The sequence below is a fragment of the Serinicoccus sp. CUA-874 genome (genome assembly GCF_001942225.1).
GTDB classification, from domain to species: Bacteria; Actinomycetota; Actinomycetes; order Actinomycetales; family Dermatophilaceae; genus Ornithinicoccus; species Ornithinicoccus marinus.
In genome coordinates, this window is the sequence record NZ_MKJZ01000034.1 from 116,194 (window position 1) to 142,951 (window position 26,758).

At 66.3% G+C, this 26,758-nt stretch carries 20 protein-coding genes and 2 pseudogenes; 10 read left to right on the forward strand and 12 right to left on the reverse strand.

The features are described from left to right. Nucleotides 1-86: 86 nt before the first annotated feature. From BJF80_RS11375 to BJF80_RS21615, 6 genes are all read right to left on the reverse strand, one after another. Complete coding sequence (locus tag BJF80_RS11375) at nucleotides 87-308, reverse strand: type II toxin-antitoxin system Phd/YefM family antitoxin (protein ID WP_028130947.1); 222 nt, start codon at nucleotides 306-308, stop codon at nucleotides 87-89. 248 nt (nucleotides 309-556) lie between these two features. Further along, nucleotides 557-1,078, reverse strand: coding sequence for a hypothetical protein (locus tag BJF80_RS11385; protein WP_075813745.1), 522 nt, complete (start codon nucleotides 1,076-1,078; stop codon nucleotides 557-559). Between the two features lie 62 nt (nucleotides 1,079-1,140). Continuing rightward, nucleotides 1,141-1,317, reverse strand: a complete 177-nt coding sequence (locus BJF80_RS20265) for a hypothetical protein (protein WP_237767574.1) — start codon at nucleotides 1,315-1,317, stop codon at nucleotides 1,141-1,143. Further along, nucleotides 1,274-1,774, reverse strand: a complete 501-nt coding sequence (locus BJF80_RS20270; RefSeq protein ID WP_075813747.1) for a nuclease-related domain-containing protein — start codon at nucleotides 1,772-1,774, stop codon at nucleotides 1,274-1,276. Before BJF80_RS20270 ends, BJF80_RS20265 begins: the two co-directional genes overlap by 44 nt. Before the next feature lie 370 nt (nucleotides 1,775-2,144). Beyond that, nucleotides 2,145-3,197: a 3'-5' exonuclease gene (locus tag BJF80_RS11395; protein ID WP_075813749.1), complete on the reverse strand. Its 1,053-nt coding sequence runs from the start codon at nucleotides 3,195-3,197 to the stop codon at nucleotides 2,145-2,147. A 285-nt stretch (nucleotides 3,198-3,482) separates the two neighbouring features. Then, nucleotides 3,483-4,169, reverse strand: a complete 687-nt coding sequence (locus BJF80_RS21615; protein WP_075813751.1) for a UvrD-helicase domain-containing protein — start codon at nucleotides 4,167-4,169, stop codon at nucleotides 3,483-3,485. 409 nt (nucleotides 4,170-4,578) lie between these two features. Between BJF80_RS21615 and drmD the strand changes: the two genes are divergently transcribed. The 10 genes and pseudogenes from drmD (at nucleotide 4,579) to BJF80_RS11440 (ending at nucleotide 20,162) form a co-directional block, all read left to right on the forward strand. Then, the gene (drmD, locus tag BJF80_RS11405; RefSeq protein ID WP_237767576.1) at nucleotides 4,579-7,707 is read left to right on the forward strand and encodes a DISARM system SNF2-like helicase DrmD; all 3,129 of its coding nucleotides are present in this window, start codon (nucleotides 4,579-4,581) and stop codon (nucleotides 7,705-7,707) included. 17 nt (nucleotides 7,708-7,724) lie between these two features. Continuing rightward, nucleotides 7,725-11,720, forward strand: coding sequence for an Eco57I restriction-modification methylase domain-containing protein (locus BJF80_RS11410; RefSeq protein WP_202817200.1), 3,996 nt, complete (start codon nucleotides 7,725-7,727; stop codon nucleotides 11,718-11,720). Continuing rightward, nucleotides 11,720-15,388, forward strand: a complete 3,669-nt coding sequence (gene drmA / locus BJF80_RS11415) for a DISARM system helicase DrmA (protein ID WP_075813757.1) — start codon at nucleotides 11,720-11,722, stop codon at nucleotides 15,386-15,388. Before BJF80_RS11410 ends, drmA begins: the two co-directional genes overlap by 1 nt. Continuing rightward, nucleotides 15,385-15,582, forward strand: coding sequence for a hypothetical protein (locus BJF80_RS19365; protein WP_202817201.1), 198 nt, complete (start codon nucleotides 15,385-15,387; stop codon nucleotides 15,580-15,582). The genes drmA and BJF80_RS19365 overlap by 4 nt, the downstream gene beginning before the upstream one ends. Next, a pseudogene (locus tag BJF80_RS21800) lies at nucleotides 15,528-15,809 on the forward strand (DUF8724 domain-containing protein); the annotation flags it as partial. The gene BJF80_RS19365 and the pseudogene BJF80_RS21800, both read left to right, overlap by 55 nt. 152 nt (nucleotides 15,810-15,961) lie before the next feature. Continuing rightward, complete coding sequence (gene drmB, locus BJF80_RS11420) at nucleotides 15,962-17,464, forward strand: MrfA Zn-binding domain-containing protein (protein ID WP_202817202.1); 1,503 nt, start codon at nucleotides 15,962-15,964, stop codon at nucleotides 17,462-17,464. Nucleotide 17,465: 1 nt separating this feature from the next. Beyond that, complete coding sequence (drmC, locus tag BJF80_RS11425) at nucleotides 17,466-18,170, forward strand: DISARM system phospholipase D-like protein DrmC (protein ID WP_202817203.1); 705 nt, start codon at nucleotides 17,466-17,468, stop codon at nucleotides 18,168-18,170. A gap of 221 nt (nucleotides 18,171-18,391) precedes the next feature. Continuing rightward, nucleotides 18,392-19,345 carry a DNA cytosine methyltransferase gene (locus BJF80_RS11430; protein ID WP_158068529.1) on the forward strand — a complete coding sequence of 318 codons (954 nt, stop codon included), beginning with the start codon at nucleotides 18,392-18,394 and terminating at the stop codon, nucleotides 19,343-19,345. Between the two features lie 3 nt (nucleotides 19,346-19,348). Further along, nucleotides 19,349-19,756, forward strand: coding sequence for a very short patch repair endonuclease (locus BJF80_RS11435; RefSeq protein WP_075813761.1), 408 nt, complete (start codon nucleotides 19,349-19,351; stop codon nucleotides 19,754-19,756). A gap of 106 nt (nucleotides 19,757-19,862) precedes the next feature. Continuing rightward, the gene (locus BJF80_RS11440; protein ID WP_075813763.1) at nucleotides 19,863-20,162 is read left to right on the forward strand and encodes a transposase; all 300 of its coding nucleotides are present in this window, start codon (nucleotides 19,863-19,865) and stop codon (nucleotides 20,160-20,162) included. 17 nt (nucleotides 20,163-20,179) lie between these two features. Here BJF80_RS11440 and BJF80_RS11445 read toward each other — a convergent pair. From BJF80_RS11445 to BJF80_RS11470, 6 genes and pseudogenes are all read right to left on the reverse strand, one after another. Continuing rightward, nucleotides 20,180-21,229: pseudogene (locus BJF80_RS11445) on the reverse strand (IS110 family RNA-guided transposase). A 381-nt stretch (nucleotides 21,230-21,610) separates the two neighbouring features. Next, the gene (locus BJF80_RS18490; RefSeq protein ID WP_143554092.1) at nucleotides 21,611-22,147 is read right to left on the reverse strand and encodes a hypothetical protein; all 537 of its coding nucleotides are present in this window, start codon (nucleotides 22,145-22,147) and stop codon (nucleotides 21,611-21,613) included. After that, nucleotides 22,140-23,573: an RNA-directed DNA polymerase gene (locus BJF80_RS11455; protein WP_158068530.1), complete on the reverse strand. Its 1,434-nt coding sequence runs from the start codon at nucleotides 23,571-23,573 to the stop codon at nucleotides 22,140-22,142. Before BJF80_RS11455 ends, BJF80_RS18490 begins: the two co-directional genes overlap by 8 nt. A gap of 416 nt (nucleotides 23,574-23,989) precedes the next feature. Further along, nucleotides 23,990-25,051 (reverse strand): maleylacetate reductase, encoded by a 1,062-nt coding sequence (locus BJF80_RS11460; RefSeq protein WP_075813769.1) that lies wholly within the window; start codon nucleotides 25,049-25,051, stop codon nucleotides 23,990-23,992. Nucleotides 25,052-25,086: 35 nt separating this feature from the next. Beyond that, nucleotides 25,087-25,770 (reverse strand): alpha/beta hydrolase, encoded by a 684-nt coding sequence (locus BJF80_RS11465; RefSeq protein WP_143554093.1) that lies wholly within the window; start codon nucleotides 25,768-25,770, stop codon nucleotides 25,087-25,089. Then, on the reverse strand, nucleotides 25,767-26,720 hold the full coding sequence (locus BJF80_RS11470; RefSeq protein ID WP_075813771.1) for a VOC family protein: 954 nt from the start codon (nucleotides 26,718-26,720) through the stop codon (nucleotides 25,767-25,769). Before BJF80_RS11470 ends, BJF80_RS11465 begins: the two co-directional genes overlap by 4 nt. Between the last annotated feature and the right edge of the window lie 38 nt (nucleotides 26,721-26,758).

The following is a 26,758-nucleotide window of genomic DNA, read 5'->3' on the forward strand; positions in this document are numbered from 1 at the left end:
AGCCATGGTCTCCGCGACGTCCTGGGGCACGGACCGCCGCTCGCCGAGCAAGAGCCAGATGACGACGTTGGTGTCGAGGAGCAGCCTCATGGCGTGTATGGCGCGAGGTCGTCCAGGGGCTCGTCGAACATCGGCGTCAGCTCACCGGGCAGGTCGCCCCAGATCCTCCGCTGCTCCGTCGTCATCGGCGCGGGGCTGAGCACGGCGACGCGAGTGCGGCCACGGCGGATCACGACGGTCTCGCCGGCCTCCACCTTGCGGAGCAGCCGGGAGAGGTGGGTCTTCGCTTCCTGGACCGTGACCTCCATCCGCCCATGATAGGTCGACCAACCTGACCTGGTCAACATCCCATTCCCCGGTGCAAGGCGGGACTCAGTCGGCGGAACGAGCCCACTCGTCAGCCTGACGTTGCCGCCTGGCCCGGTCTCGCGCCAAGGCCCCAGATGCCTGCGCGAGCAGGAGACTCTCCTCGAGCCACTCGAGTCGTTGCGCCGGGGTCGTCGCCGCCCGCGCCTGGATGGCAGACCCCGCGTCCGAGGTGCCGCGCCAGAGATGCTCAGCCTTGGTCGTGCTCATCGCTCACCACCATAGGTGGGCTCCTCAGCTGCGACAACGCCTCGATGTCAGCGAGGTCCTGCGCGCGCCCGGAATGGCGTTTCATCGTTACCAGGTGCTCGACCGACGCCACGCGCACGGGGACGCCGCCGACGTCGACGATGTCGGAGGACGTGCGGAGGGCGGCGAAGGGCAGGGGGATGTCCGCCAGCAGATCCACCTCGCGCAGCGCGTCGGAGGGGTCGTGCAGCGTGAAGGCCACCAGGTTGCGCTCCTCCACCCAGGTGCGTCGGGTGTCCGGGTCGGCGAACTGCTCGGGTGCGACCGGGAGTCTGGGCACGAGCCCCTGCGCCTTGAGGACGTCGAGGGCGGCGGTGAGGTTGTCGGTCGTGAGGTTGAGCGCGAGGTCCAGGTCGACCGTCATGCGGGCGTGACCGCGCAGGACCACCGCGACGCCGCCGACGACCACGTAGTCGACGCCCGCGTCGTTGAGAGCGTCCAGGAGATCCAGGATGCGGCGCACGTCAGCACCCTATCGGTGACACGTCGCGGTATGGGGTCGTCCGAGCGGTCGGCGGCCGGGAGTCAGGCTGGGGGGAAGGCGGCAGCCAGGCGCCGGTGGATGACGGCGATCTGCTCCTCGGTCAGCGGACCCGGCCGCGCGATGGTCGTCGCCAGCTTCTTCGGCCAGGTCACCGTGACATCGCGCAGCACGAAGTCACCGCCGAAGAGAGGCCAGTCGGCCTCGACGAAGCACAGCACGCTGCGCACCTCGATGGTCGGCCAGCGCTCTGCGCACGAGGTCCGCCTGCTTCAGGCCGGCGTCCACCAGCCGGGTGCAGTCACGGCGGCCGACGAGCAGCTTGTCGACGCGGGGCGTGAAGAAGCCACCCTCGACGACGTGGTGCGGTCGCCCCCGGTAGCGCTTGGCGTCCACGACGAAGACCCCGCTGGAGCACACCACCAGGTGGTCAAGGTTGGCGCGGCTCCTGGGTATGCCGCGGTCGTGCAGCACGCGGACCAGGGGACCGGCGGTGGCGTCGAGCCGTCGCCCCAGCCGCTCCTCGCCGACCGCGCCGGTCGCCCACGCCTTGGTGCTCTGCGGCTCCTCCGAGATGGCGAGCAGGAGCCCGCCCAGCCTGGGATGCCGGCTCCGGACCCGTTCCTCCCGCTGGGCGACGCGGCGCTCGTGCTCACGGCGGGCGGACGAGCCCGCCACACCTGGCGAGGTGTCGGCTGCAACCGGCGCCAGAACTGGTGGGGGTGTCGGTGCGAGCGCCAGTGAGGGTGTCGGTGGGCTCAGCTTTCCGGTCTCCCCACCGTCCTCATCGCCGCTCGCGGGGGCGTCGGCCGGCGACTCCCTCGTCTCCGCATCACCGCCCGAGGGGTCCTCGCTCGGCGACACCGTGTCTCCGGTGGCCGAGGTCTGACAGGTCAAGCAGCGGACCGTCTTCGTCCCCGGGTCGTAGACGGCCCGCGTCCCACGGGGGAGCTCGGTGGCGCACCCGCGGCACCGACCGGCATACCGCAGTCGCATCTCGCGCGGCGCGACGCTGGGGGACTCTGTCTCGGTCACGGTGCTCCGTCTCTCAGAAGGCTGGCCGACGTGTCGTGGACCTGGTGACGCTCGGTCGCTCTCCCGGCCCGGGTGGTGTGTTGCACGTGTAGGTGCACGCCGGGAAAGTGCTGCAGCCCCAGAAGTGGCCGTTGCAACCGGACCTCTGGCGGAGCACGCCGACCCGGCACCCGGGGCGGGGGGTGGCGACCGGGCGGGGACCGACGTCCCGCACGAGCCTGTCCTGGATGAGCTCGGTCACGAAGGGGGAGGGGTTGTGCTCGGGGCTGATGAGCAGCACCCCGCGGCGTGCCCGGGTGAGCGCCACGTAGAAGAGCCGGCGCTCCTCGGCGTGCGGGTAGGTGTCACCACCGGTCATGGCCAGCGCCAGGACCGGGTCGTCCGCGATCCGGCTCGGGAAGGCGTAGGAGCCTGCCGACAGGTTCGGGATCACGACGTAGTCGGCTTCGAGCCCCTTGGCGGAGTGGATGGTGCGGAACGCCAGCCGAATCTCCGGCGGGGCTGCGTGCGGCATGAGGCCACGGTCCTGGTGGTAGCGCCCGAGGACGTCGACGCTCACCGAGTCCGCGACGATGGCGCCCCCGTGTATGGCGTCACGCAGCTGGGTGAGGAAGTCGCCGATCGCGCGGGGGACCTCGGCGGCGCTCGCCACCGTGCGCAGCTGCACGCCTTCGTGCGCGGCCCGGTCGATCGGCCGGTCGTGCACCGACACGACAGTCTTGCGGACCTGGGCGGGATTCTTCCGGACGAAGCTCGCCGCAGTGTCGGTGATCGATTGGTGGCACCGGAAGGTCGTGGTCAGGTGCACCGTGGGGCCGGGGCCGAACTGGTCGTGGAACCCTGTCACCACGCTCAGGTCGGCCCCGGCGAAGCGGTTGATGGACTGCCAGTCGTCCCCGACGGCCAGCAGGTGCCGGCCGGGCTGCGCGACCAGGGCCCGGGTCAGGCGGGCCCTCGCCTGGCTGGCGTCCTGCAGCTCGTCGACCATGACCAGCCGGTAGGGGCTGACGTACCTGCCGGACTCGAGGTGGTCGGCGGCCTGCACGAGCATGTCCTCGAAGTCCACGTAGCCGCCGTCGGCGAGCCGGGCCTGCCAGGCGTCGTGGATCGGCCAGTAGAGGTCAGGAAGATGCCGGCCCGCCTCCGGTTGCGCACGAGGCCGACCCCCAGGCGTCGTCCCACCTCCTGCCGGTCCAGCGAGTTCGCCTTGACGTGCAGCATGAAGGTGCGCACGAGGCGGAGCATGTCGGCGTCGGTGACGACCCTGACGCCTCGCGCGGGCGGCCGGTCGGGGTCCCAGTCGAGGCGTATGCCGTGCCCCACCAGCTCCTTCTCGAGGTGGGACAGGCCGTTACCCTGCATGACCTCGGCCCACGTGGTCTCCACCAGGGTCGTGCCGTGCTGCCGATGCAGCTGGCGCTTCCACTCCATACCGTCGAGGTAGTCGGTCCACCCGGGGCGGGGGTTGCCGTTCGCGTCGAGGCCCCAGTGCTCGTGCCAGACGTCGATGTCGGGGTAGTAGAAGTCGGGGTGGTACTGCCGGTGCTCGGCGTCGGCGGTGTCGTGCGGGTAGGGGCGTTCGTACTCGTAGCTGACGCCGTGGAGGTAGAGGAAGTTCGCGACCCAGCGCTCTCCCTCGCTCTTGACCGTGGTGCCGTCCATCGCGCGGTAGCCCGTCGCGCGTCGGGCCGGGTCCCAGGCTTCGGGAGCCGACGGCTCGGTGAAGTCCTCGTCCGGACGCGTGAAAATCAGCAGTTTCGCCACGATCTGCGAACCTCGGTGGCGCCGTCCTTGTTGAAGGCGAGGAGTACGTTCCCTCAGGCTTCACCAGCCCGCGGGACACGGCATACGCGGCCCGGGCCACCATGACCGACGTCTTGCCCAACCCGGCTGCGGCGATGACGTTGACCCGGTTGTCGTAGGTCACGACCGCGCGCGCCTGCTCGGAGGTCAGCGGGCTGCTCTCGACGGTGTCGAAGAACCGCCGCTGCTGCTGCTGGATGATCGCAGCGGCGACCTTGTCGTTGACCGTCCGCACCCACCGACGCGTGCCTTCCTCGGTCAGCCTGAGGGGACCGGCTCCCGATGCATGGTTGGCGACGACTGGCTCTCCGTCGGCGATACTTGGACGGGTGGAGAGCAGCGCGGCGACCTCCTCCTCGGTGATCCACCGGAGGTCTTGCCGAGCCGTCTCGATAGTGGTCGAGAGCCTCTCGGTCCAGGCGGCGATAGACCTTTACAGCGATGGCTGCGTCTCTCGCTACCCTGACGACTGGGTAAACGGCGTCATCTGCGCCGTGCGGTGCAGCACCGGACAAGGCGACAACCGGCGGGGTGTTTCAGCGGTTGGCGGCGGGCGGGACCAGTTAGGGTGAGGCGCTGTGAGCGGGGTTGCCAGGTCAGTGTCTGATGGCGAGAGAGCGGATGAGGGAGAAACGCAGCCACCCGTGGCCGAGATCGGGCAGATCGTCTCGGTCCGCGGGTCCAATTGGGCGGTGACAGACGTCCAGCAGCAAGGACTCGGTCGCAGTAGCGCCGACGATTCGGTCCAGCAGCTTCAGCACGCTGTAACGCTCCAATCCGTAGAGGACGACCGCCTGGGACACGAGCTGCGTGTCGTCTGGGAGCTCGAGCAGGGGCGCAGCAGCAGCGCCCACCGCGGTCTCCCGACTGAAATCGACCCACGTCGTTTCGACGACCCCAACAAGCTGGCTGCCTTCGTCGACGCACTCCGATGGGGCGCGATCACCAGCGCCGACGATCAGACGGTGCAGGCACCTTTCCACTCGGGTGCCAACGTGGAGGCCTACCAGCTCGAGCCGCTGAAGCGAGCGCTGGCCAACCCGCGTGTCAACCTCCTCCTCGCCGACGACGTAGGCCTCGGCAAGACAATCGAGGCGGGCCTGGTCATCCAGGAGCTCTTCCTCCGGCACCGGGCGCGGACGGCCATCATCGTCTGCCCCGCCGGCCTGTGCCTCAAGTGGCGGGACGAGATGGACCAGAAGTTCGGCCTTCACTTCGAGGTCGTGAACTCCGAGACGATGAGGCAGGTCCGGCGCAGCCACGGCATCCACGCCAATCCGTTCACGCTGTTTCCGCGGATCATCGTCTCGATGGCCTGGCTGCCTGGCCGGCGAGCCCAGCGCCAGTTGAGGGATGCCGTCAGCGCCACCACCGAGCGCTTCTCGTTCGACATCCTCGTCGTCGACGAGGCGCACCACGTGGCGCCGAGCAGCCCGACCCGCACCGACAGTGTCGGTCTCGAGCGGAGGGGGTACGCCGTCGACTCCCAGCGCACCCGCGCCGTCCGCGACCTCGCTGAGCGGGCAGAACACCGGCTTTTCCTGTCAGCGACCCCCCACAACGGCTACACCGAGTCCTTCACTGCGCTACTCGAGATGATCGACCCGCAGCGCTTCGTGCGCAGCAACAAGGTCGACCCGAAGGCACTTCAAGAGGTCGCCGTGAGGCGCCTGAAGCGCGACCTCCGCGAGGCCAAGGGCTTCAGGGAGCGCGAGGTCAAGGCACTCCGCTACATCCCCACCGCAGACGAGGCCGAGGCGTACGAATGCCTCCTCGCCTTCACCCGACGTCGAGACAAGGCCGTCGCCGACACGCCGGGCACCCGGAGCGCCAAAGACATGGCAACCTTACTCCTCAAGAAGCGGTTCTTCTCGTCCCCAGTCGCATTCGCCCGCACGGTCGACGTCTATAAGGACACCCGAACGCGGGGCCTGGACGTCGACTTCGAAGCCGCCTACGAGGAGATCCTCGGCTTCGGTGCTGACGACCTCGAGGAAGGCAAGGTCGACCAGCCCGAGCTCCAGACCCTGCAGGAGGCCAAGGGGGTTCTTCCCGCCCTAACGGACGAAGACGTCGCAGACCTCGACTGGCTCAGCAACTGGGGCCACGGCTACGAGGGGCGGCCGGACAGTCGGCTGGCTGCCCTCATCGCTGACCTCAACGCCTACGTCCGTACGGGGGAGGACTGGCTCAACGAACGCGTCGTCGTCTTCACCGAGTACGTCGACACCCTCGAGTGGATCCGCACCATCCTGCGCCAGGAGGGCTTCGACCAGGACCGGGTGGAGATCATCGACGGCAGCACGGATGCCGAGACCCGCGAACTCATCCGGGCTCGATTCAACGAGTCACCCGCCAAGACCAAGGTCCGGATCCTGCTCGCAACGGACGCTGCCGGAGAAGGCATCGACCTGCAGCGCCAGTGCCACCGGCTCGTGAACTACGACATCCCGTTCAACCCCAACCGCCTCGAACAGCGCATCGGACGGATCGACCGGTACGGCCAGGCGCACACCCCCCAGGTCTTCCATTTCGCGCCCGAGGCCACGTCGGACAACGCGCTCGGCCTGGACACAGAGATGCTGGCCCGCGTCGCCGAGAAGGTCGCCCAGATCATGAACGACCTCGGCTCGGCGAACGAGATCATCGCGCCTGACATCCAGCGCAAACTGGGCGGGATGGACGTCCGGCCTGCCAAACTTCGGGCCGAGAAGGACCCGATTACCGGGATGATGCAGGGCGAGCGAGTTCTGAATGCCGAACTGACGCGCCTCGAGGAGGACCTTGCCGCCAGCCGCGAGAGGCTGCACCTACGCCCCGAAAACCTGCAGCGCGTCGTCGAAACAGCGTTCGAGCTCAACCAGTTCCCACCGATGGTGCTCGAAGGATCGGACCGCACCGACGCGCCGGTCTTCCGGCTGCCCTCACTCGACAGCTCGTGGGAGCCCGTGACCCGAGAGCTGACCAACCGGCTCGATCCGGAGCATCTCAAGCCGATCGCGTTCGACGGCCAGGTCCTCCAGGAGGACGACGATGTCGCGTACATGCATCTCGGGAGCCAACTGCTCCAGCGGGCCACCCGCAGGCTCAGGTCGGCGCTGTGGGGCGGCGAGCGATCCCTGGAGCGCGTCACTGCTGTGCTCGTTCCGGAGCTCGAGGAGTCGTATGCCGTGGCGGTCACCCGCCTGGTCCTCGTGGGTCGCGCCGGACTCCGCCTCCACGAAGAGGTGTTCCTGGCGGGCACCAGGCTCGCCCGGCGCCAGGCCGTCGGCGCGCATCGAGCTGAGGAGCTGCTCGAGCGAGCGCTCGACTCCACAGACCTGCAGCCCGTCGACGAACGGGTCGCGGCGGAGCTGGCGGACGCCTGGAACTCAGGCGACGGTGTCCGCCAGCGCGTGGAGGACGCCATCCGCAAACGTGCCCAGCGCCGCCGTCGCGATGTCGAGGAGCAACTCGCCGAGCGGCGCGAGGCCGACCGTAGGCGCGTCGTCGCGATCTTCGACCGGTTCGAGCTGACCCTGCGAGAGGCCCTACAGGAAGCCGAGGCCATGGAGAGTGACCCCCAGCTCGCTCTCTTCGAGGACGAGCGTCGCCAGAGCCAGCGAGACCTCCGGGAGATCCGCCGGCGCATCGCCGCACTCGCAGACGAGCGCGAGCGCGAGCTCGCTGCGGTCGACAGCAGGTACGAGGACGTCCGCGCATGGGAGTTCCCGGCCGCGGTGGTCTTCGCGCTCGCGCCCGAGGACGTGCAGAAGGGGGTGGCGATCCGATGACGAGGCGAGCGCGTTCGGTGGCCGACCTGCACGAGGACTGGCTGGCCCAGGTCGAGACCGAGGGGCCGTTCTTGGCGCTCCCGGTCGTGAAGGACATCTGGCCCGATGGCGTGGAGCGGCTGGGCGACGCGGACGACCGGATGACGAGGTTCAAGCAGGCCTTTGTCACGTGGCAGCACGAGGTCGACTCCTTCGCCTATGCGGACCGGACTCCGGAGGCCAAGGAACGATACGGCGCGGTGACGCGTGCCTGGATCGATACCGTCCTGGACGATCTCGCTGGGTGGCAAGTACTGCGGATCCCCGGCGACGAGCTCCCGACCGCCCTCGAGATCCGGTCTCCCGGCGAGCAGGTTGCGGTGCGTCCGACCGCGGCGCTAAAGGGACGCAACACCGACTACGGAGCGCTCCTGCTGATCTCGGAGCCCACCTCCAGCCTGCGGGACACCGGACTGGACGGATGGGCTGCGAACGAGATCGACCGGATGGCGATGCTGCTCCGAAAGGCGCAGGTCGAGGTCGGCATCGTCACCGACGGCCAGTGGTGGGCCATCGTCTGGGCCAAGGAGGGCAAGCCGACGGGCTCCGGCACGGTCAATGCGCTGACCTGGGCCGAGGAGCCGCTGCTGCGGGATGCGTTCCTCACCCTGATCGACCAGCGGCGGTTCCGTGCCAAGGACGGCGAGCAGCGGTTGCCCCGATTGTTCGAGCGCAGCGAGCTCGAAGCGGAAGAGATCACTGAGGCGCTCGGCACCCAGGTGCGGCGCTCCGTGGAGCTGCTCGTGCAGGCGTTTTCCGAGGCCCGACTTGCTGCGCTGCTCGTTGGTGACCCCGACCCTCTCCCGGAGGACCCCGACGAGGTGTACCAGGCGGCGGTCACGGTGATGATGCGGGTGGTCTTCCTGCTCTTCGCCGAGGAACGGGAGATGCTCCCGACCGAGCAGCTCTACTGGGACTCGTATGCGATCCGTGATCTGCTCACCGACCTCGAGACGGTCGTCGCAAACGGTGAGGAACCACTCGACGGGTCCTTCGACGTGTGGCATCGGTTGCTCGCGGTCAGCCGCGCGCTGTACGGGGGCGTGAACTACGACGAGATGCGGATGCCGGCCTACGGCGGCTCGCTGCTCGACCCGGAGCGCTTCCCCTGGCTGAGCGCCACCGACCGGCGAGGCCTCCGGCTCAAGGTCTCCGACCGGGTGATGCTCCACGTACTCCAGTCCGTCCAGACTGTGGTCGTACGGCGCGAGCGGCGTCGCGTGTCGTTCCGCGACGTCGACGTCGAACAGATCGGATACATCTACGAAGGTCTGCTCGGGTACTCCTGCGAGTTCGTCGAGGACCAGGTCGTCATCGGGCTCGTCGGCAAGGAGGGCGAGGAACCCGAGATCGACGCAGACACCCTCCAACAGCTCTATGGCGAGACCTCGGACGCCAAGACGTTCGCAAAGGCCCTAAGCGACTGGATCAAGGAAGACCAGCCAGCGGCGAAGTCATTGACGGCCGCTCGGCTGGCGAAGTTGTACGACGCCCAGATCGACGAGGCCGACGTGCGCCGGCTGCTGACTCCCGTGGCTAGCCACGACGAAGATCTCCTCGGATTCCTCATCGACTGGAGCAACTACATCCGTCGGGACCTCCGCGGGATCCCGCTCGTCGTGCCTGTCGGAGGGTTGGTCGTCGTCGAGACCCCGTCACGGAAGAACGCGGGCGCGCACTACACGCCACGCTCCTTGGCCGAGGAGGTCGTGCGCTACGCCCTCGAGCCACTCGTGTACGAGCCAGGCCCGCTGCAGACCAACGACGAGAACGCCTGGCGTCTGAAGTCGAGCAGCAGCATCCTCGACCTAAAAGTCGCCGACATCGCCGCCGGCTCCGGTGCATTCCTCGTGGCCGCAGCTCGGTATCTGGCCGATCGCGTCACCGAGGCTTGGATCGACGAGGGCCGGCTCGAGGCTGACCAGTTGGCCGAACCGGCGCGGGCCAAAGACCGGGCCATGCGCGAGGTGATCGCGCGCTGTCTCTACGGCGCTGATATCAACCCCATGGCTGTCGAGATGTGCAAACTGTCGCTGTGGCTGGTGTCGATGGACAAGACGAAGCCGTTCTCCTTCGTCGACGACAAGATCTTCTGCGGAAACTCATTGATTGGCGTCACGAGCCTGGAGCAGCTGAGACAGCTTCATGTCCACCCCGAGTCCACAGAGGGCCAAGGCCAACTGCTCGTCGACATCGACGCCAAGATCGCGGAGGCTACACGGCTGCGGGAGGAACTTGCCTCGCCGGTCGAGGAACACGACCCCATGCGCTCCACTCGCGGCAAGTTGGCACTTCTCGAACAGCTCCGTAGGGCCACAGCCGATCTACGACTTATCGCTGACGCCATCATCGCTGCTGGACTGCCAAAAGGGTTCAAGCCTGGCCCAGCGCTAGACGACACCTACAAGCTACTTAGCTGGGAGATTCTTGAAGCGTTTCCTGCCGGTGGAGCTAATGGCGACCCGGCCAAACTCCACAAACGCATCGATAGTGGACTGACGCCGACTGTTCCGATAGATGGCGATAGATGGCGTCCCCTTCACTGGGCTCTGGAAGTACCGGAGGTTATGGCGCAGGGAGGATTCGACGCGGTTATTGGAAATCCACCATTTCTCTATGGCCGCGCTATAGCGAATGCCGTGGGTTCGAATATGCGCAGCGCGATGATCAATGGACTTGTCGAAGGCGTGCCGGGGGTTGCCGACCTTTGCGTCTACTTTTTGCGCCGCGCGGCGGACCTCCTGTCGGAGGCAGGGCTCTTGGGATACGTAGCGACCAATACGGTCACGCAAGGGCCTAGCCGCGTCGTTGGGCTGGCCGCCTTGCTGACAAAAGGATTCGCCGTTCGCCGCTGCATCCGGAGTATGCCGTGGCCGACCAAGTCAGCATCCGTGGATGTGTCTATTGTTTGGCTGCAGAACTGTGGGACCGTGAGCTTGCCAGAAGTATGGGCTGACGGAGTCTGGGTGCCAGCAGTCAATTCTCAATTGGAACCCGTAGGTCGCGTCTCCGGGGAACCGCTGCCCCTCTCGGCAAGTAGAGGTGTCGCATTTAAGGGCTCGAATTTGAATGGTTTGGGATTCCTAATGAGTCCTGGCGACGCGGCGAGGATGATAAGTGAAAATCCACGGAATTCGAAGGTATTGCGACCATATGTAACCGGGGAAGACCTCAACTCGCGCGCAGATCATTCTGCGAGCAGGTGGACCGTCGACTTTAACGACCTCCCTGTAGACGAGGCTCAAAGCTACGCTGGGCCGTACTCTTGGCTACAGAGAAATCTCTACGACTATAGGAAGGGCTTGAATAACAAGCCCCGCCTGCAGCAGAGGTGGTACACGTACGAAAGCCGAGCGCTCTCTCTGTACCAAGCTCTCGCGGAAAGTTCCGAAGCCATCGCCATGAGTGCAGTGACCAAGCATGTCGCTCCCGTGATTGTGCCCACCGGTCCAGTCTTCAGTCATGGCGTAATTGTCTTCACTCATTGCTCCCATGATTTGCTGGCACTGCTAGCCTCCGAGTGCCATGTATTGTGGGCGTGGACGCACGGTTCCAACTTGGAGACACGCCTCAATTACAACGTTGCATCCTGCTTTGAGACCTTCCCTCCACCTGAAAAGTTTCGCCAATTGAGCGGGCTCGGCAGGCGCCTAGAGCAATTGCGAAGTGACATTCTTGCTGCGCGCGAAATTGGCCTAACTGATCTGTACAATTTGGTATGTAGTGCTGAGAACAAGGATGGTGACGTTAAAGATCTTAGGGATCTTCACGAACAGATCGATCGAGCGGTTCTGGGTTGCTATGGTTGGCAAGATTTGAAGGTCGAACATGGTTTCTATGAATACAAGCGAGTTGTTCGTTGGACAATCGACCCCAGGTCCCGTTCTGAACTTCTAGACCGGCTCTTGGAGTTAAACCTCACGCGTGCGCGGGCTGAGGGTCAAGATGTTCCCGAGCAGACGGAGTCGCTCTGATGGGCGCCAGTTCGTCGACTATCGTCCGGACCGAGTTGCTGGCGCTCGTTGAGCGTGAGCTCCTCGGGCCGCGGAATGGGCCTGAGGAGGAGATCAAGGGCACACCACGTGCGGCCTACGCGGTCGGCGGTCTGGCCCCGGTCACCGTCGACCCCACCCAGATCGCTGCGGTTCAAGGCACCGATGTGGGAGCGGATCCGAACGAGACAGGCCTTGGGGTCAGCGACACCGATCCGACGACCCAGGGCCAGCGAGGCGTCCCGGTCCCTACCGACGAGGAGACCGGGACCGCGGACGACGACGAGGATCGCGACGAGGGCCCCAAGGGGGCGTTGACGTTCCCGTCGTCCATGGGGTTGAGATTCCAGGTCCCACGGGACTGCGGCGTACTTGCCGTCACCACTACCTGGGGGCGCTACACGTCGTTCCGCAAGGAGAACGATGAGGGGAGAAGGTTCCAGTGGTCGCGTCGCACCCCGGTCGAGAAGACGGCCGAGCTAGACGTGCAAGACCACGACAAGCACACCGTCCTCGACCCCATCATGCTCGATGACGACGTGACGCTGCGAGTAGAGCTCTTCCCGCGTGGTGACCGAGTCATCGTCGAGCTCGTTGTGTCCAATGACCGTGTGACCGGAATGGACGCTCCGCCGGGAGACTGGCTGTTCCAGACCAAGCTCCGGGTCGAGGCCAACAGCGGCGAGCCTGTCTTCCTCCCAACCCGTGACGTCCTGCTGCCCGGCTATGACGAGCCCGACGAGGAACGCCAGAGGCTCGACCTCCAGTATCGCCACCGCCTTGAGTTCGCCATCGGTCGGACGGCATCCGTCACCTGGGAGGAAGCCACCGACGAGGAGGGCAACGGGCTCCGACGTGCAACCTCGGTCGAGACGACCTGGCTGCCGACTGCCGATATCCCGCAGACCATTGCGGGCTCGGCAGGGACCGCCATCACCTCGATGCGAGCACTCGCCGAGCTCGAGCCCGGCCAGGCCGAGGCGGCCTTCGCGCCACTTGTCGACGGGTACCTCGAGTGGCTTGACAGTCAGCAGGAGGCTGCCTCAGCGCTACCCGCCCACCTGAGCGAGATCGCGGAGGACGCGATCGGAGAAGCACGCCTGGTGGCCGAGCGGCTCCAGGCCGGCGTCAGGCTCCTTGCCCAGGGTGGACGCGCGCTGCAGGCCTTCCGGTTCATGAACCGCGCCATGCGGGACCAGCGCATCCGCACTCAGGCTGCCGCACGGCGGGCAGCCGACGACACGACCACCATCGACGAGGCGCTTGCCGCGGTCGAGTCCGACGGAGACAAGGCTGCCTCCTGGCGGCCCTTCCAGCTGGCCTTCATCCTCCTGCTGCTGCCTGCTCTCACGGACCCGGCTCATCCTCTGCGCAGCGGTGAGGCCGCCAACGTCGAGCTGCTGTTCTTCCCGACCGGTGGTGGAAAGACCGAGGCCTACCTCGGCCTGGCGGCGTACACCTTCGCCATCCGTCGGTTGGACGGCCAACTGAATTCCGACGACGGGGTCCTCGACGGGGGTGATGGGGTCGCGGTCCTCATGCGGTACACCCTGCGCCTGCTCACCTCCCAGCAGTTCCAACGCGCGGCGGCCCTGGTCTGCGCCGCCGAGCTGATCCGCCAGGAGGATCCCGCCACCTGGGGTGAGAAGCAGTTCAGCATCGGCCTCTGGGTGGGCTCCGCGGTCAGCCCCAAGCGATACAAGGAGGCCGAGGCACAGGTCCAAGCGGTCCGGGGCAACGACAGCGTCCGCGCCTTCGGGCTCACTGTCCTCCAGCTGCAGCGGTGCCCCTGGTGCGGCACCAAGATCGACCCCAAGCGTGACGTGCGCACGGTGCCGGCGACCGAGCGGATCGAGGTCTACTGCGGCGACCGGCACGACGAGTGTCCGTTCGCGCTCGACGGTGACGCCGACGGCCCGCTACCGATCATCACCGTCGACGACGAGATCTACCGCAACCCGCCCATCTTCCTGTTGGCCACTGTCGACAAGTTCGCCCGGCTCGCGCGGGAAGGGGAGGCGGCGAGCCTCTTCGGCTACGTGGCCGAGTGGTGCCCGCGGCACGGGTACCGCCACCCGGATACTCGCGGCGCCTGCAGCGGGCACTCGCACAACGCCAAGACCGACGGCGGCATCAGCTATCCGAAGGTGTCGATCCAGCCGGCGAACCGGCTGCGGCCGCCGGACCTGATCATCCAGGACGAGCTGCACCTCATCACGGGCGCGCTCGGCACCGCGGTCGGGGTGTTCGAGAACGCCGTCGACCTCCTGTCGTCGTACCCCAGGGCCGGTCAGACCGTCCGCCCGCTCATCGTCGCCTCCACAGCCACTGTCCGGAACGCCGAGAACCAGATCCACGCGCTGTACGGGCGCGGCGTGGACGTATTCCCGCCCCAAGTGCTCGACGTCCGCGACACGTTCTTCTCCAAGGAGAAGCCCGTCAGCGACGCAGACCCCGGCCGCAAGTACCTCGGTGTCTGCGCGCACGGGATCCGCCTCACGCTGGCCGAGATCCGACTCTCCGAGGTCCTGCTGCTGGCCGGGCAGAAGCTCCTCGACGAGCACGGTGACGCCGCCGACCCCTACCTGACGACGGTGGGCTACTTCAGCGCCACCCGCGAGCTGGCCGGTATGCGGCGGTACCTCGACGACGACGTGACGATGCGGGTCGCCGGCAACACCGAGCCGTTCCCGCGGCGTACCAACGACTTCGCACGGTTGAACATCGGCGAACTGACCTCCCGGATCTCCGCCGAGGACATCTCCAAGACACTCGATCGCCTCGCGCTGCCCTTCAGCGCAGAGCGCTGGAGTACCCGCGGCAAAGATTCCTTCGCGAAGGCCTACCGCGAGGCCAAGGCGGCGGTCAAGCCCACGCCGCCCTTCACGGAACGGCCGTACGACGTCGTGCTCGCGACGTCGATGCTCCAGGTCGGGGTCGACGTCTCCCGGCTGGGGCTCATGCTCGTCGTGGGGCAGCCCAAGAACACGGCGGAGTACATCCAGGCGTCCTCACGCGTCGGTCGTGATCCTGCGCGACCTGGCCTGGTGGTGTCCCTGGCCAACTGGTCCCGGCCACGGGACATGGCCCACTTCGAGCAGTTCCGCCACTACCACGAGACGTTCTACGCCCAGGTGGAGGCGCTGAGCGTTACCCCGTACTCCGAGACCGCCATGGAACGCGGACTCATGGGGGTGCTCGTCAGCGTCTCTCGGGTAGCGGATGTGCGGGACAGTGGCTCGCTGTCGCCCGAGAGGGGTGCCGGCGAGATCCTCGACAGTATGCCGATCGTGCAACGCCTCATCGAGCAGCTCGGCGAGCGCGCCGTGCGTGCCGCCGACAACCTCCAGGCCGCCGAGAGGATGCGCGACAAGCTCGTCCAGCGGGTGGACCGCTGGCACGACAAGGCCGCCGACACCAAGGGCGCCCTCGTCTACGAGAGGGTGCCCCGCGGGCAACCGTTCTGGCCGCTGTTGATCAGCCCGGAGGACACCGTCCCCTCGGTTGCGGATCGGGTGTTCGTCGTGGCGAACTCCATGCGGGAGGTCCAGCCCGAGATCAATCTGCTCGTGAGTCCCAGCCCGGGTCGGCTGGCCTTCAAGGAACCCCAGGACAGCCCAGAGTGGACGATCCCCGAGGAGACGACGTGACCGAGGCCACGACCGACGACGGCATCGTCACGACCGTCGACCCTCTCGTCGAGGGGGCCGAACCCCTCGACCCGATCGCCGACGTCGAGGCCAACCGGCCGAGAACCGGAGCCGGGTTGGATCGATCCGCCCGTCGGCGATGCTCTACACCAACGGCATCGGTGCCACCGTCGATCTCCCTCATCTCTCCGTGATGCCCCATGGGCTGGACGCATGGGACCCCATCTACGCGAGGAGGCCGGGACCCGTCGAGATCATCGCCGAGCCCCGCCTCCTCGAACTCGTCAGGGCCCACCTCGGCTCACAGGTGTCCGAGCTCCGCAAGCCGCCGTGGGCCCCCGAGGAGCGCGGCCACGGTGACGCTCAATCTGTCGACCTCGGGATCCCCGGGCGGATCTTCCCGCAGTGGCTGCGCTGCACAGGCTGCAATCTGCTCGCACCCGTGTCACATGAGCTGTTCGCGTACGAGAACGTCAATCGTTTTCGCCCGGACCAGGCGCAGTTCGTCCACAAGTCGTGTAGAGGCTGGGCTGCGGCGGACGCCAGCCCCGGGGAGCGAGGGACCAGCTCGCGGTGCCGGCGCGCTATCTCATCGCGTGCGCCAACGGGCACCTCGACGAGTTCCCCTATGCCGGGTGGGTTCACCGAGGCAAGCCGTGCAGCAAGGCGAAGATCCCGCAGCTGCGGATGCGGGAGTGGAAGAGCAACATCGGTCCGGACGTACAGATCATGTGTGTCTCGTGCACCGCCACCCGGGGCATGCTCGAGGCCACAGGGCCGAAGGCCGCCGACAAGCTGCCGCGGTGTCGAGGTCGGCATGCCCATCTCGATGCCTTCTACCCCTGCGACCAGCAGGGTCGGTTGATGATGCTCGGTGCAGCCAACCAATGGTTCCCGTCGACGCTCGGCCTGCTGGCGCTGCCGCGCGAGGAGGTGGCTTCGGCGGCCGATCTCGTCCCGCTGCTCCAGGCGCTTCCTCACGGCGTTCTCGTGACGGCGACGGTAAAGGAGGCCCTTCCGGGCTTCAGGCTCGCCGCAGGGATGGTGGCGCAGACCGACGCATTCGACGATGTCGACGATGAGGTGCTGTGGGAGGCGATCCAGCTCGTCAAGGGTGGAGCCGTCGCCCCGAAGGTCGTGGCGACCGACCGGCGCACCGACCCGATGACTGTTCTGGGGCCGGAGTGGTTGGTGCTCACCGACGAGCGGAAGTACACACGCCACAGCGGATCCGCCGACTTCAGGGCCGTCCGACGAGAGGTGCCCGACGCGCTGTCAACCGTGGTGTCGGCCGTCGTCGCCGTGGAGAAGCTCAAGAAGGTCAACGCGTTCATCGGCTTCACCCGCATCGACGCGCTCGACCGCATCGACGACGCGTCCGCTCGGGTGGCGCCGCTGAGCCGCAACGGTCGCCCATCCTGGGTCCCCTCGACGGAAGACCGCGGTGAAGGCTTCTTCCTGCAGTTCGAAGAAGACGCCGTCTCTTCCTGGGAGGAGAAGGTGCTGCCGCTGCCGGTGTGGGCCGCCTTCAAGGAGGCCCATCGGATCAACTTCCGGCGCCGGACCAGTGCAACGGCCGGTGACATCGACCCCGACCTTCGGTTCCCTCCGCCCCGGTACTGGGCGATCCATACGCTATCCCATCTACTGATCCGGGAGGCCGCCATGTCGAGCGGCTACGGATCGGCGAGCCTCACCGAGAGGATCTACGCCTGGCGCGAGGGCGGTGACATCAGGCCGGCAGCGGGGCTGCTCATCAGCACCACTGCTTCCGACAGCGAGGGCACCCTGGGCGGTCTCGTCGACCTGGCTCGACCGGAGAAGCTGGGCCGATTGATCTCGGACGCCGTCCGCCGCGGACAGCGGTGCTCGTCGGACCCCATCTGCTCGCACCGCGTCCCAGCCGACAAGGAGGAGTTCCTCCACGGCGCTGCGTGCCACTTCTGTCTGTTCGTCAGCGAGACCAGCTGCGAGCGCACCAATCGCTTCCTCGACCGGCGGTTGCTGCTGGGTCTCGTGACGGACCCTGCGGTTGCTACTCCGCACCTGCTCGAGCCACTCGTCGAGGTGCGGTGAAGTGACGGCAGTGGCTCGGCTCGGTGCGCTGCTGAGTGCCGAGGAGGCAGGCTGGATCGCGGCCGAGCTCCGGCAGCGGCGGCTCCTGTACCTTGCCGCCAAGCGGGCGTTTGCCCACCATCGGGGGGAGGTGAAGTCCCTGCTGAGCCAGATGCTCGCCGAGAATGGTGATGTCGCGATCGCCGCGGCGGCCCTCGATGGGATCGCGTCGGTGCCCCGTCCGGACCCCCTCGAAGCAGTGTGGACCGTCCCGAGCCTGCCGGGCATCGAGGGACGGACCACACTCGCAGTGGCCGAGCTGATCAACGAGGCCCAGATAAGCGTCTACGCCGCGACGTACTCGGCGTCCTGGCAGTCCGATTATGTGGTTGCGCTCGGACACGCCGTACAGCGCGGCGTGGAGGTGACTGTCATCGTCGACCGAAAGCTCCAGAGGGAGACGAACGAAATGCTCCAGCAGCAGTTGCCCGGGGCTAGGCTCTGGACCTTGTCATCGACCGATGGCTCTGCATACCCCCCGCGGCAGCACGCCAAGTTGGTCGTGGTCGACGGGAAGGCAGCCTTCGTGACCAGCGCCAATTTCTCGGACGCGGCCGCCAAGCGGAACCTCGAGTGTGGTTTGTTGTCACGTGATGCTGGCATCGCAGGGGGGATCAGAGCCCAACTCCACAAGCTGTACGAGCACGACGTCTTGGTCGACTACTGATGCGGCCTCGTCGCTTGCTTGGGCCAGGATCGTGCTCGAGGATGCTCACGTGCGCGCAGTAGGACTCTTTTCGGGGATCGGTGGGCTCGAGCGCGGCCTCCAGCGGGCTGGCATCGAGCTGCCCTCCTCTGCGAGAACTGGTCGCCGGCTACGGGCGTGCTGAAGCGACGCTTCGACGCGGCAGTCGTTGGGGACATCAGGCTCTGCGCTCGATCCCCAGGGTGGATGTCGTCGCCGCTGGGTTTCCGTGCACGGATCTCAGCCAGGTGGGTCGGATGGCGGGGATCGATGGAGGCCAGTCGGGACTGATCAAGGAAGTGTTCCGGCTCATCGATGACGCCCCCCCGACATGGCTGGTCTTGGAGAACGTTCCGAACATGTTGAGCCTGCATAGCGGGTCGCCGATCGCGGCTGTCGTCGCGTGGCTCGAGGCGGACGGGTGGAACTGGGCCTACCGGACCGTGGACTCCCAGCACTTCGGCGTTCGTCAGAGGCGACGCAGGGTCTTCCTCGTGGCCTCACAGTCCGAGGATCCACGAACGGTACTGTTCGCGGACGAGACATCGCCGCCCTACGCGGTCGCCCACCGACATGCGGCGTACGGCTTCTACTGGACGGAAGGTAACCGCGGGCTCGGGTGGGGGCCCGGAGTCACCCCGACTCTCAAGGGCGGCTCGGCGGTCGGCATCGCCTCTCCTCCGGCCATATGGCGTCGTGATCGGGACGCCGGTCAAGCCATCAGTCGCCCCAGTATCGAAGTGGGGGAGCGGCTGCAGGGTTTTCGAGCTGGATGGACCTCGCAGGTCGACCGAGAGGGCATCCGCTGGAAGCTCGTCGGCAACGCCGTCACCGTACCGGTGGCGACGTGGCTGGGATCGCGCCTCGCGGAGCCGCGACCTCCCGCAGATGTCCCGAGTCGTCCGCTGCCTGTTGGCTCCCGGTGGCCCAGTGCTGCGGCGTCGATACTGGGCGCCCGCGAGGCCTGGAGCCTCAGTGAGCGACCGCTTGCCCGCCGACAGCGATCCACTCTCGACGGACTTCTCGACGAGCACGGCTGGGCTCCGCTGAGCCTCGGAGCCACCCTGGGGTTCACGACCCGCTTCAAGGCCAGCCGACTCAAGCAGCCCCCGGGGTTCGTGGAGGCACTCGACGCCCACATTGACGCGATGGCCTGAGACATGGCCGAACCGCGCGACGACGTAATCCGCCGACGGATGCAGCGACAGCGTCGGCGAGACACTACCCGCGAGCTCGAGATTCGCAGGGAACTGCACGCCCTCGGCTACCGCTTTCGGGTCGACTACCGAATGGAGCCGTCGCTGCGGTCTCGCGGTGACATCGTGTTCACCCGCCGCCGGTTGGTGGTCTTCATCGACGGATGCTTCTGGCACGGCTGCCCCGAGCACGCCACCCCGCCGAAAACGAACACCGAGTGGTGGACGGGGAAGCTAGCCGCGAACGTTGCCCGTGATCGCCGGGTAGACAGTGCACTCACTGCACTTGGGTGGAAGGTACTCCGCGTCTGGGAGCACGAGGCGCTCCAAAAGGCGGTGCATCGCATTCAGTGGGAAATCGAACAGTGCTAGTGGGGCTCTTCACAGATGAGGGTGTCAAGGGGTTTGGGGGACTGCTGAAGGTTCGGTTGACACCTGATCTGTGGGGCCGAGAAGGCTCCGCTGGGAGGATGTCAACATGCCTGCACACCCTCCGAAGGAGATCCGCGACGACGTGGTCGCGGTCGCCCGCAAGGGCGAGACTCGGATCGCCAAACTTGCCGCTGATTTCGGGATCTCCGAGTCGTGCCTGCGGAACTGGCTACGCCAGGGCGACGTCGAGGACAGCGTACGGCCCGGCACGACCGCGGCGGAGAATGCCGAGCTGAGACGGGCCAAGCGCAAGATCCGGCTCCTTGAGCAGGAGAACGAGGTGCTGCGCCGCGCTGCGGCGTACCTGTCGCAGGCGAACTTGCGGCTGGGTCAGTCCCCAAAATGACGCTTCTATGCCTGGTGTCAAGCACTGCAGGTCTGGAGTTGACGGAAGACTGCTCGGCAGACGTAGCGCTTTAGGCAGCGTCGGATCTCGCGGTTACTGCGTCCCTCGGCGCGGCGCCGGGCAGCGTACTCGCGGGTGGGCTGGTCGTAGCTCAGTCTGGTTCGGACGATGACGTCGAACGCGCGATTGAGTTGACGATCGCCGGACCGGGATAGGCGGTGCCGGGTTGTGTTGCCTGAGGACGCCGGTAGCGGGGCTATCTCGTCGAGGGCGGCGAAGGCTGCTTCGGACCGGATTCGTCCGTGGTGGGAGTAGGCACACACGATGATCGCCGCGGTGACCGGTCCGATGCCGGGTTGTGTTTGCAGACCAGGAGCCACTTCTTCGGCAAGCAGACGCAGCTCGTCATGGTTCTGGCGCAGGGCGGTGGTCTGCTCGAGCACGGCCACTGCCAGACGGCGAGCCTCTCGTCGTGCTACTGGCAACGGGTCGCGTGCCTGCAGCGCGCGGCCGGGACGCATGCGGCGATGGTGCGGATCTGCTGGTCGCTCCGTGGCTTCCGGGCGTCGATGCCCAAGTCGATGCTGCGCAGGAGCGCGGTCAGGGCATTGCGGTTAGCGGTTCGCTGCTGGTCGATGATCGAGCGGGATGCCAGCAGCACCCGTAACGCTGCACGCTTTCCGGCCTGCCGGGGCCGGGCCAGCTGGTTGTAGTCGCGGCCCAGGACAGACCTGGCAGCAGCCTCGGCATCCAGCACATCAGATTTGCCCGCGTGCGCATGGGTGGTGCGAGGCGCAGGACGGACCTCGGCGACGTCGAGGCCCTCGTCGGTGCGGGCTGTGGCGATGCCTGCACCGTAGGAGGAAGCCTTCGACGGCGGCCAGCACGCTGCCCTGAGTCCGACGTGCGATCCAGTTCACGGCGCGGGCGTTGCCGGCCCTACTGGTCGGGAAGGACGCCGTGTCGATGACGGCGCCACTGCGGGCGTAGAGGAGACAGTAGGTGTGGGTGCGCGCATGCGTGTCGATACCGACGACATGCTCGAACAACTCGGCGACGATGGTCATGAGATTCCTGTCAGGTTGAGCGGACAGTGGCCAGCCCGGTCCCCGTGGTGGTCGCTCAGAGACATATCTGTGATGAGTCACGCCCAGCCCAGAAGGGGTCGGGCGGACAGGCTTCTTATCAAGACATCTGGGCGTAGGGACCGCTCCTCGACCTGACCGTGGACATGTCATTTTCAAGACACCACTGGTGAGTAGGTCGCATGTACCCGGAGTCACACGGCAGGTCGAGAAGCAGCCTCTCAGCCGGCCACGGGCCAGCTATGACATTACAGACGTTCCCGCTGGTCCCGGATCTTGCCGACGACGGGATCCCAGTCGCGGTGACCTGCGGGCTGCCGGGGTTCTCCCGGCAAGCCTTCTACGCCTGGCAGACGAACCCCTCTATGACCTGTTTTCTTGGTGTTGATAACTTAGGTGCTCCACAAAGTTCATGGCGATGCTGACCCATTCATCCCTAAATGCCCCCTGGAGCACTAGGCGCCGGCCATCAGCTTGAACACCGGGAAGGCTGTTAATCCGTTTCTTTAGGGCGATGAACTTTCTGACAGAGTCGGCTTGACGCGTAGTCATCTCCCCTGAACCGTGCAGGAGAGTGTTCCGTACTTCAATCAGGATTTGGAAGGTTTGAACCGAGCGTTCGCCCCTGAGTGAAGGAATACCACTATGCTGCAACCAGGTCAAGCGCTTCTCCCACGAATTCTCCCTGTCGCGTCTCAGCGTGTCCAGTGCAACTTGGCCTAACGCGAAGTATGCCGGCGAGGCGCGTATCCGGGTCTCCAGAATTTCCATCGCGTACGCCTCGCCGGCTGCGCAGCTAAGCAGCAGAGTATTGGAGGCGGTTTGATCCTCTTCGCTGATTCCGCCCCTGCTCATGAGGGAGGCGAGGCGATCCTTAAAATCTTCGACTGGGTCACGCATTTTGCACGGCCCACTTGCTCGCCGCCCGATTCAGTGGCCCGTCATCCATGATATCTCGGGAGATGGACACATTCACCCTAGCAGCCGCGGCGGCTAGGACATGGGCGGTAACAGACGAAGCGCGCAGATAGGTGCGGCTCAGGTCGGTATGCGTCAGTAATTCATTTTTCGCACTTACCCACGCAGCCTCGGCCCGGACTACTTCATGCCTGTGTTCCAGCTGAGTCAGAAGCCACTCTTCCTGAACCGGGGTCAATTCCTCCGTTCTAGCTGCTAGAACGGAGAGAAGCCACAGTCTAAACCACGATGATTGACGACCTCCACTTAGTAATGAATCAAGCAAGTAATCATCGGCTTCCAATTCTTCGTTGTTAAACATATGAGCGACCATGTCAACATGATGCGGCGAGAAGAATGCAAACTCGGAGACTTCTTCCGCGTCTAGGAGTGCACGTGATGCCGCCAGTCGGAAAGAGAGTGGTGCGTATTGCTCGTAGAGACGTCCCTGCCCGACCACGTCTTTATCATCCGTTTCGCCTCTCTTTAGGGACAGCCATGTCCGGAAGAGTCGTAGCGCTCCTTCTTCATCCCAAGCAGGACCGAGCGATTGCAATCGTTCATAAGGGTTCAGAGCAAAATGTGCAGCTGGCTGAGACGGATCGGCGACGATATGGGCCTTCCAGAACTCGTAGTCCTGTCGCCGCCGCGCCTCTAATGTTTCTCGGCGGAATATTACTGTCTTCTGCTGTGACAGCACCAAACCATACGCGCGAGCCGCTTCCGTCAGCGCTTCAATTGCCTCATTGGCTGCCATCCAATCTGGGCTGAATATGCGGAAATCGTCTGCATAGGTAGTAACTTCTAGGTTGTTTAAACGGAGGCGTTTCCTTATGGCATGGATGTACAAGTCCGCCAGCTGGTCGCTTGACATGTTCATTTGGGGTAGGCCAACATTCGAGGGGTAAATGGCGTGCAGAAGTGAATCCAAGGATTCAATTTGTTTGCGTCGCGCGGGGGCTGCCTTGAGTAGTTCGTGCCGCAATAGGTCGTGTCGTACGTACTCGTAGCAGGAAGCAATGTCAGACTCAACAACATACTCGTAGCCTTCAGGTTGGTGATTTTTGAACATATCAAACGACCGTGGATCCCGCCTTGGGGCGATGTCCGAGAAGATGCTACAGAGGCCCGAATATGCGATGGCTGTACCGGGGTGCAGAAAAGTGAGGGGGCGGGGAGCGCCGCCGCTTCGCCTGGGTACGCTGATGATCTCGCTAGTGCTCACCATGTCGCCGCTTAGCGCGGCCATCGCTAGAGCCTCAAGCGGCTCGGAAGCATCAGTCAAGGAGTGATGCAGCGCCATGGGTGGCAACGCGGTGTCGATGCTTGACTGATAGGACCTGGCTGCTTCGACGAGTTCCTCGTGCATGACCGCCATTCGAACACAAAGCGGGGCGTTTCGCACTCATGCGTTCGTCGAGTTGGTCGCGCGCAGTCTCGTCCCCTCGACTGATGGTCCGCGGCGAAGGGGACTAAGCAGGCCACGCCTCGGAAGCCCTCCGTCCCCGGCTTCAGACGAACTGTCGTTCTCTACGGGTGCTTTCGGCCGCATAAGGAGGCAGACTGGGCTTGGCTATGCCCAGCCCCTCGTTCGAAAGGTCTGGCGGTCGGGCGCATCCATGTGTTGAGATATTCTTCCCGCCAAGATGGGCACAATAGGTAGGCCGCATCATGGCAAGCTGCTGAAGCTCGTGTCAGGCATCGCATGGACTATGCGCCGCGTCCAAGCAGGCGCCTCCAAGGTCTGGGCCGGCAGATCGGACAGCCCAACAGATGGTTGAGTCATCACCGGACGTCGTCACCTCGGAGCGCGGACCGCAGGAGCGCCGCTGCGCTCTCCCGGCTCACCGGCCGAGGATTAGAGTCCGGGATCGCCGCTGTCGCCAGCTCAGCAGCAAGCTCCACGTCGTCCTCGGTGAAGCCGATCCCGCCCAGCGAACCGGGCGCACCCACCTCTCGGGCGAAGTCCCACAACCTCGAGGCAGCGTGAGCGGTCCCCAGCGCCTCCGCGATGCGGGCCTCGGAGTCGGGGTCCGCGCCGGCGTTATAGGCCGCGACGTACGGCAGCACCACGGCATGGGTCGGGGCGTGGGGCAGGTTGAACGTCCCACCCAGGACGTGGCAGATCTTGTGGTGCATCCCGGCCCCCGCCGAGGCCAGGGCGACCCCCGAGAGGTAGGTGCCGTAGAGCACCTGCTCATGGGCGCGCACATCCGCCGGGCCAGCCCGGAGGCCGCGCAGCCCCGGCACCAGCGCGCGCATCCCCTCACCGGCCATGGCCCGGTTGATGGGGTCCGCCCGAGGGGCCCACAGGCTGTCCACGGCATGGGCCAGGGCGTTGAGTCCGGAGTGGACCGCGAGGTCGGTCGGCAGACCCAGGGTCAACGTCGCGTCGTAGACCACCACCCTCGGCAGCACCCGGAGGTCGGTCCCGGTGGTCTTGCGCTCGTCCTCGGTCATCCCCCAGATGTCGGTCGCCTCCGACCCCGAGAAGGTGGTGGGCACCGCGACGACCGGCAGCCCGGTGTCCCGGGCGACGATCTTGGCGAGCCCGGTGGCCGACCCGCCGCCGATGGCGACGACCGAGTCCGCGTCCACGTCCTGGGCCAGGGCGACCGCCTCGCGGGCCCGCTCCGCCGGCACGTGCTGGACGACCTCACCGATATGCCCCACGACGGCGAACTCCTCGGACACCTGGTCCACGACCTCGCCAGCATGTCCACCTCCCACGAGCAGCGGCCGTGAGGCGCCCAGGTCGCGCAGGGCCACGGCGATGTTCGCCGCGGCCGCCCCGGTGCCGAAGAGCACGCGCTGACCCAGGGTGGTGTGGTCGAACCTGATCTCCATACGATCCTCTCCCTCGTCCCGCACCGGCGGCGCGGTCATCGGTGTCCGGTGCCGCCCACGGTATGCCGCAGCAACCGGGCGGTGAGCTCGCCCGCCGTCGCGCTGACCTCGTGCTCCGCGCCCGGCTCGACGAGCGAGGTGAGGTGGGCGCCCATACCTCGCAGCCGGTCCTCGGTCTGCGCCATCCGGGTGCGGGGCACCCAGGGGTCGGCCTCGCACCCGGCCAGCAGGGCGGGCGTGCCGTCGAAGTCACCCGTGAACGACAGCTCCTCGCGCTCGGTCCCGACGTAACCACCGGTGAGGACGACGAGGCCGGCATACCTGGCGGGGTGCAGGAGCGCCCAGTGCGCGAGCAGGCAGGCGCCCTGGGAGAACCCGAGCAGCACCACCCTCTCCGGCGGCCACCCCGCCTCCACGAGGCGACCCACATGTTCGTCGACCGCCTCGAGCGACCAGGCGAGCCACGGGTCGTCGCCCGGCCGGTCCTCCATGAAGCCGTAGGGATACCAGCTCTGCCCGGCGGCGGCCGGCGCGAGCCACCGCAGACCCTCGACGTCCAGGCGCTCGGCGAGAGCGCGCATGTCGGCGGGGGACTGGGTGCGTCCGTGCACCGCGAGCACCGCGACCGGGGCATCCTCCTCGCCCCAGCACTCCACGCCCGCGGCCAGGTGAGGGTTCTCGCCGCCTTGCGGTCGTGCCGGAGCTGCGGAGCTGGTCACACCTCGATCGGTTCGAGCTGGCCCATGATGTGGCTGCGCTCGGACTCGAACTGCGGCGGCAGCATGAAGGCCTGGCCGAGCTCCTCGGGCGACTCGTCGCAGTCCCAGCCGCCCTCGTTGTGCGTGACGGCCAGCTCGAAGAGGGCGCCACCGGGCATCCGGACGTAGTGGGACTTGAAGTAGGTGCGGTCCTTCAGCTCGGAGATGTCGGTGTAGCCGGCACCCTCGATGTCGAACTTGACCTGCTCCTGGTTCTCCAGGTCGCCGAGGTTCCAGGCGAAGTGGTGGTAGGTGCCCGCGCCGTAGCGCCAGGTGCCCTGGTCGTCGGTGCGGTTGCCGCGCAGCTCGACCCAGTTGCCGTGCTTGGCGTCGCCGACCCGGAACCGGGCCAGGTCACCCTCCTCCTCGACGTCCCCCGCGAGGAAGAACGCCTCCTGGCCGAAGTCGACCGAGCGGTCCTGGTCGTAGACGTGGATGCCGATGCCGTGGATGCCGTAGACCGCGTGCTCGCGGGTCACCCCGTGGGCCTGGTGGCCGACGCGGGGGTCGTCGTCGCTCTCGACGAGCTGGTACTCGATGCCGGACGGGTGCGCGAAGGCGAGCCGGCGGGCGCCGAAGACCTCGACCGAGGTGCTGTCGACCTCGTGGTCGGCGAGCCGCTTCGCCCACCAGTCGAGCGACCCGTGGGGCACCGCGAGCAGCACCTCGCGGGCCTGGTTGGTGCCGCGGCTGCCGTAGAGGTTGGCCTGCGCCCACGGGAACGTCGTGATCACCGAGGACGGGTCGCCGTTCGCGTTGGAGTAGTAGAGGTGGTAGACGGGCTTGGAGCCGTCGTAGAGCACGGTCTTCTTGATGAAGCGCATGCCCAGCACCTTGGTGTGGAAGTCGACGTCCTCCTGGGCGCCGGCGACCGAGAGCGTGACGTGGTGGGAGCCGTTGATGTACGTCATGGGGCGAATCTCCTTTGATGAGCACCCAGAGTGGTGAC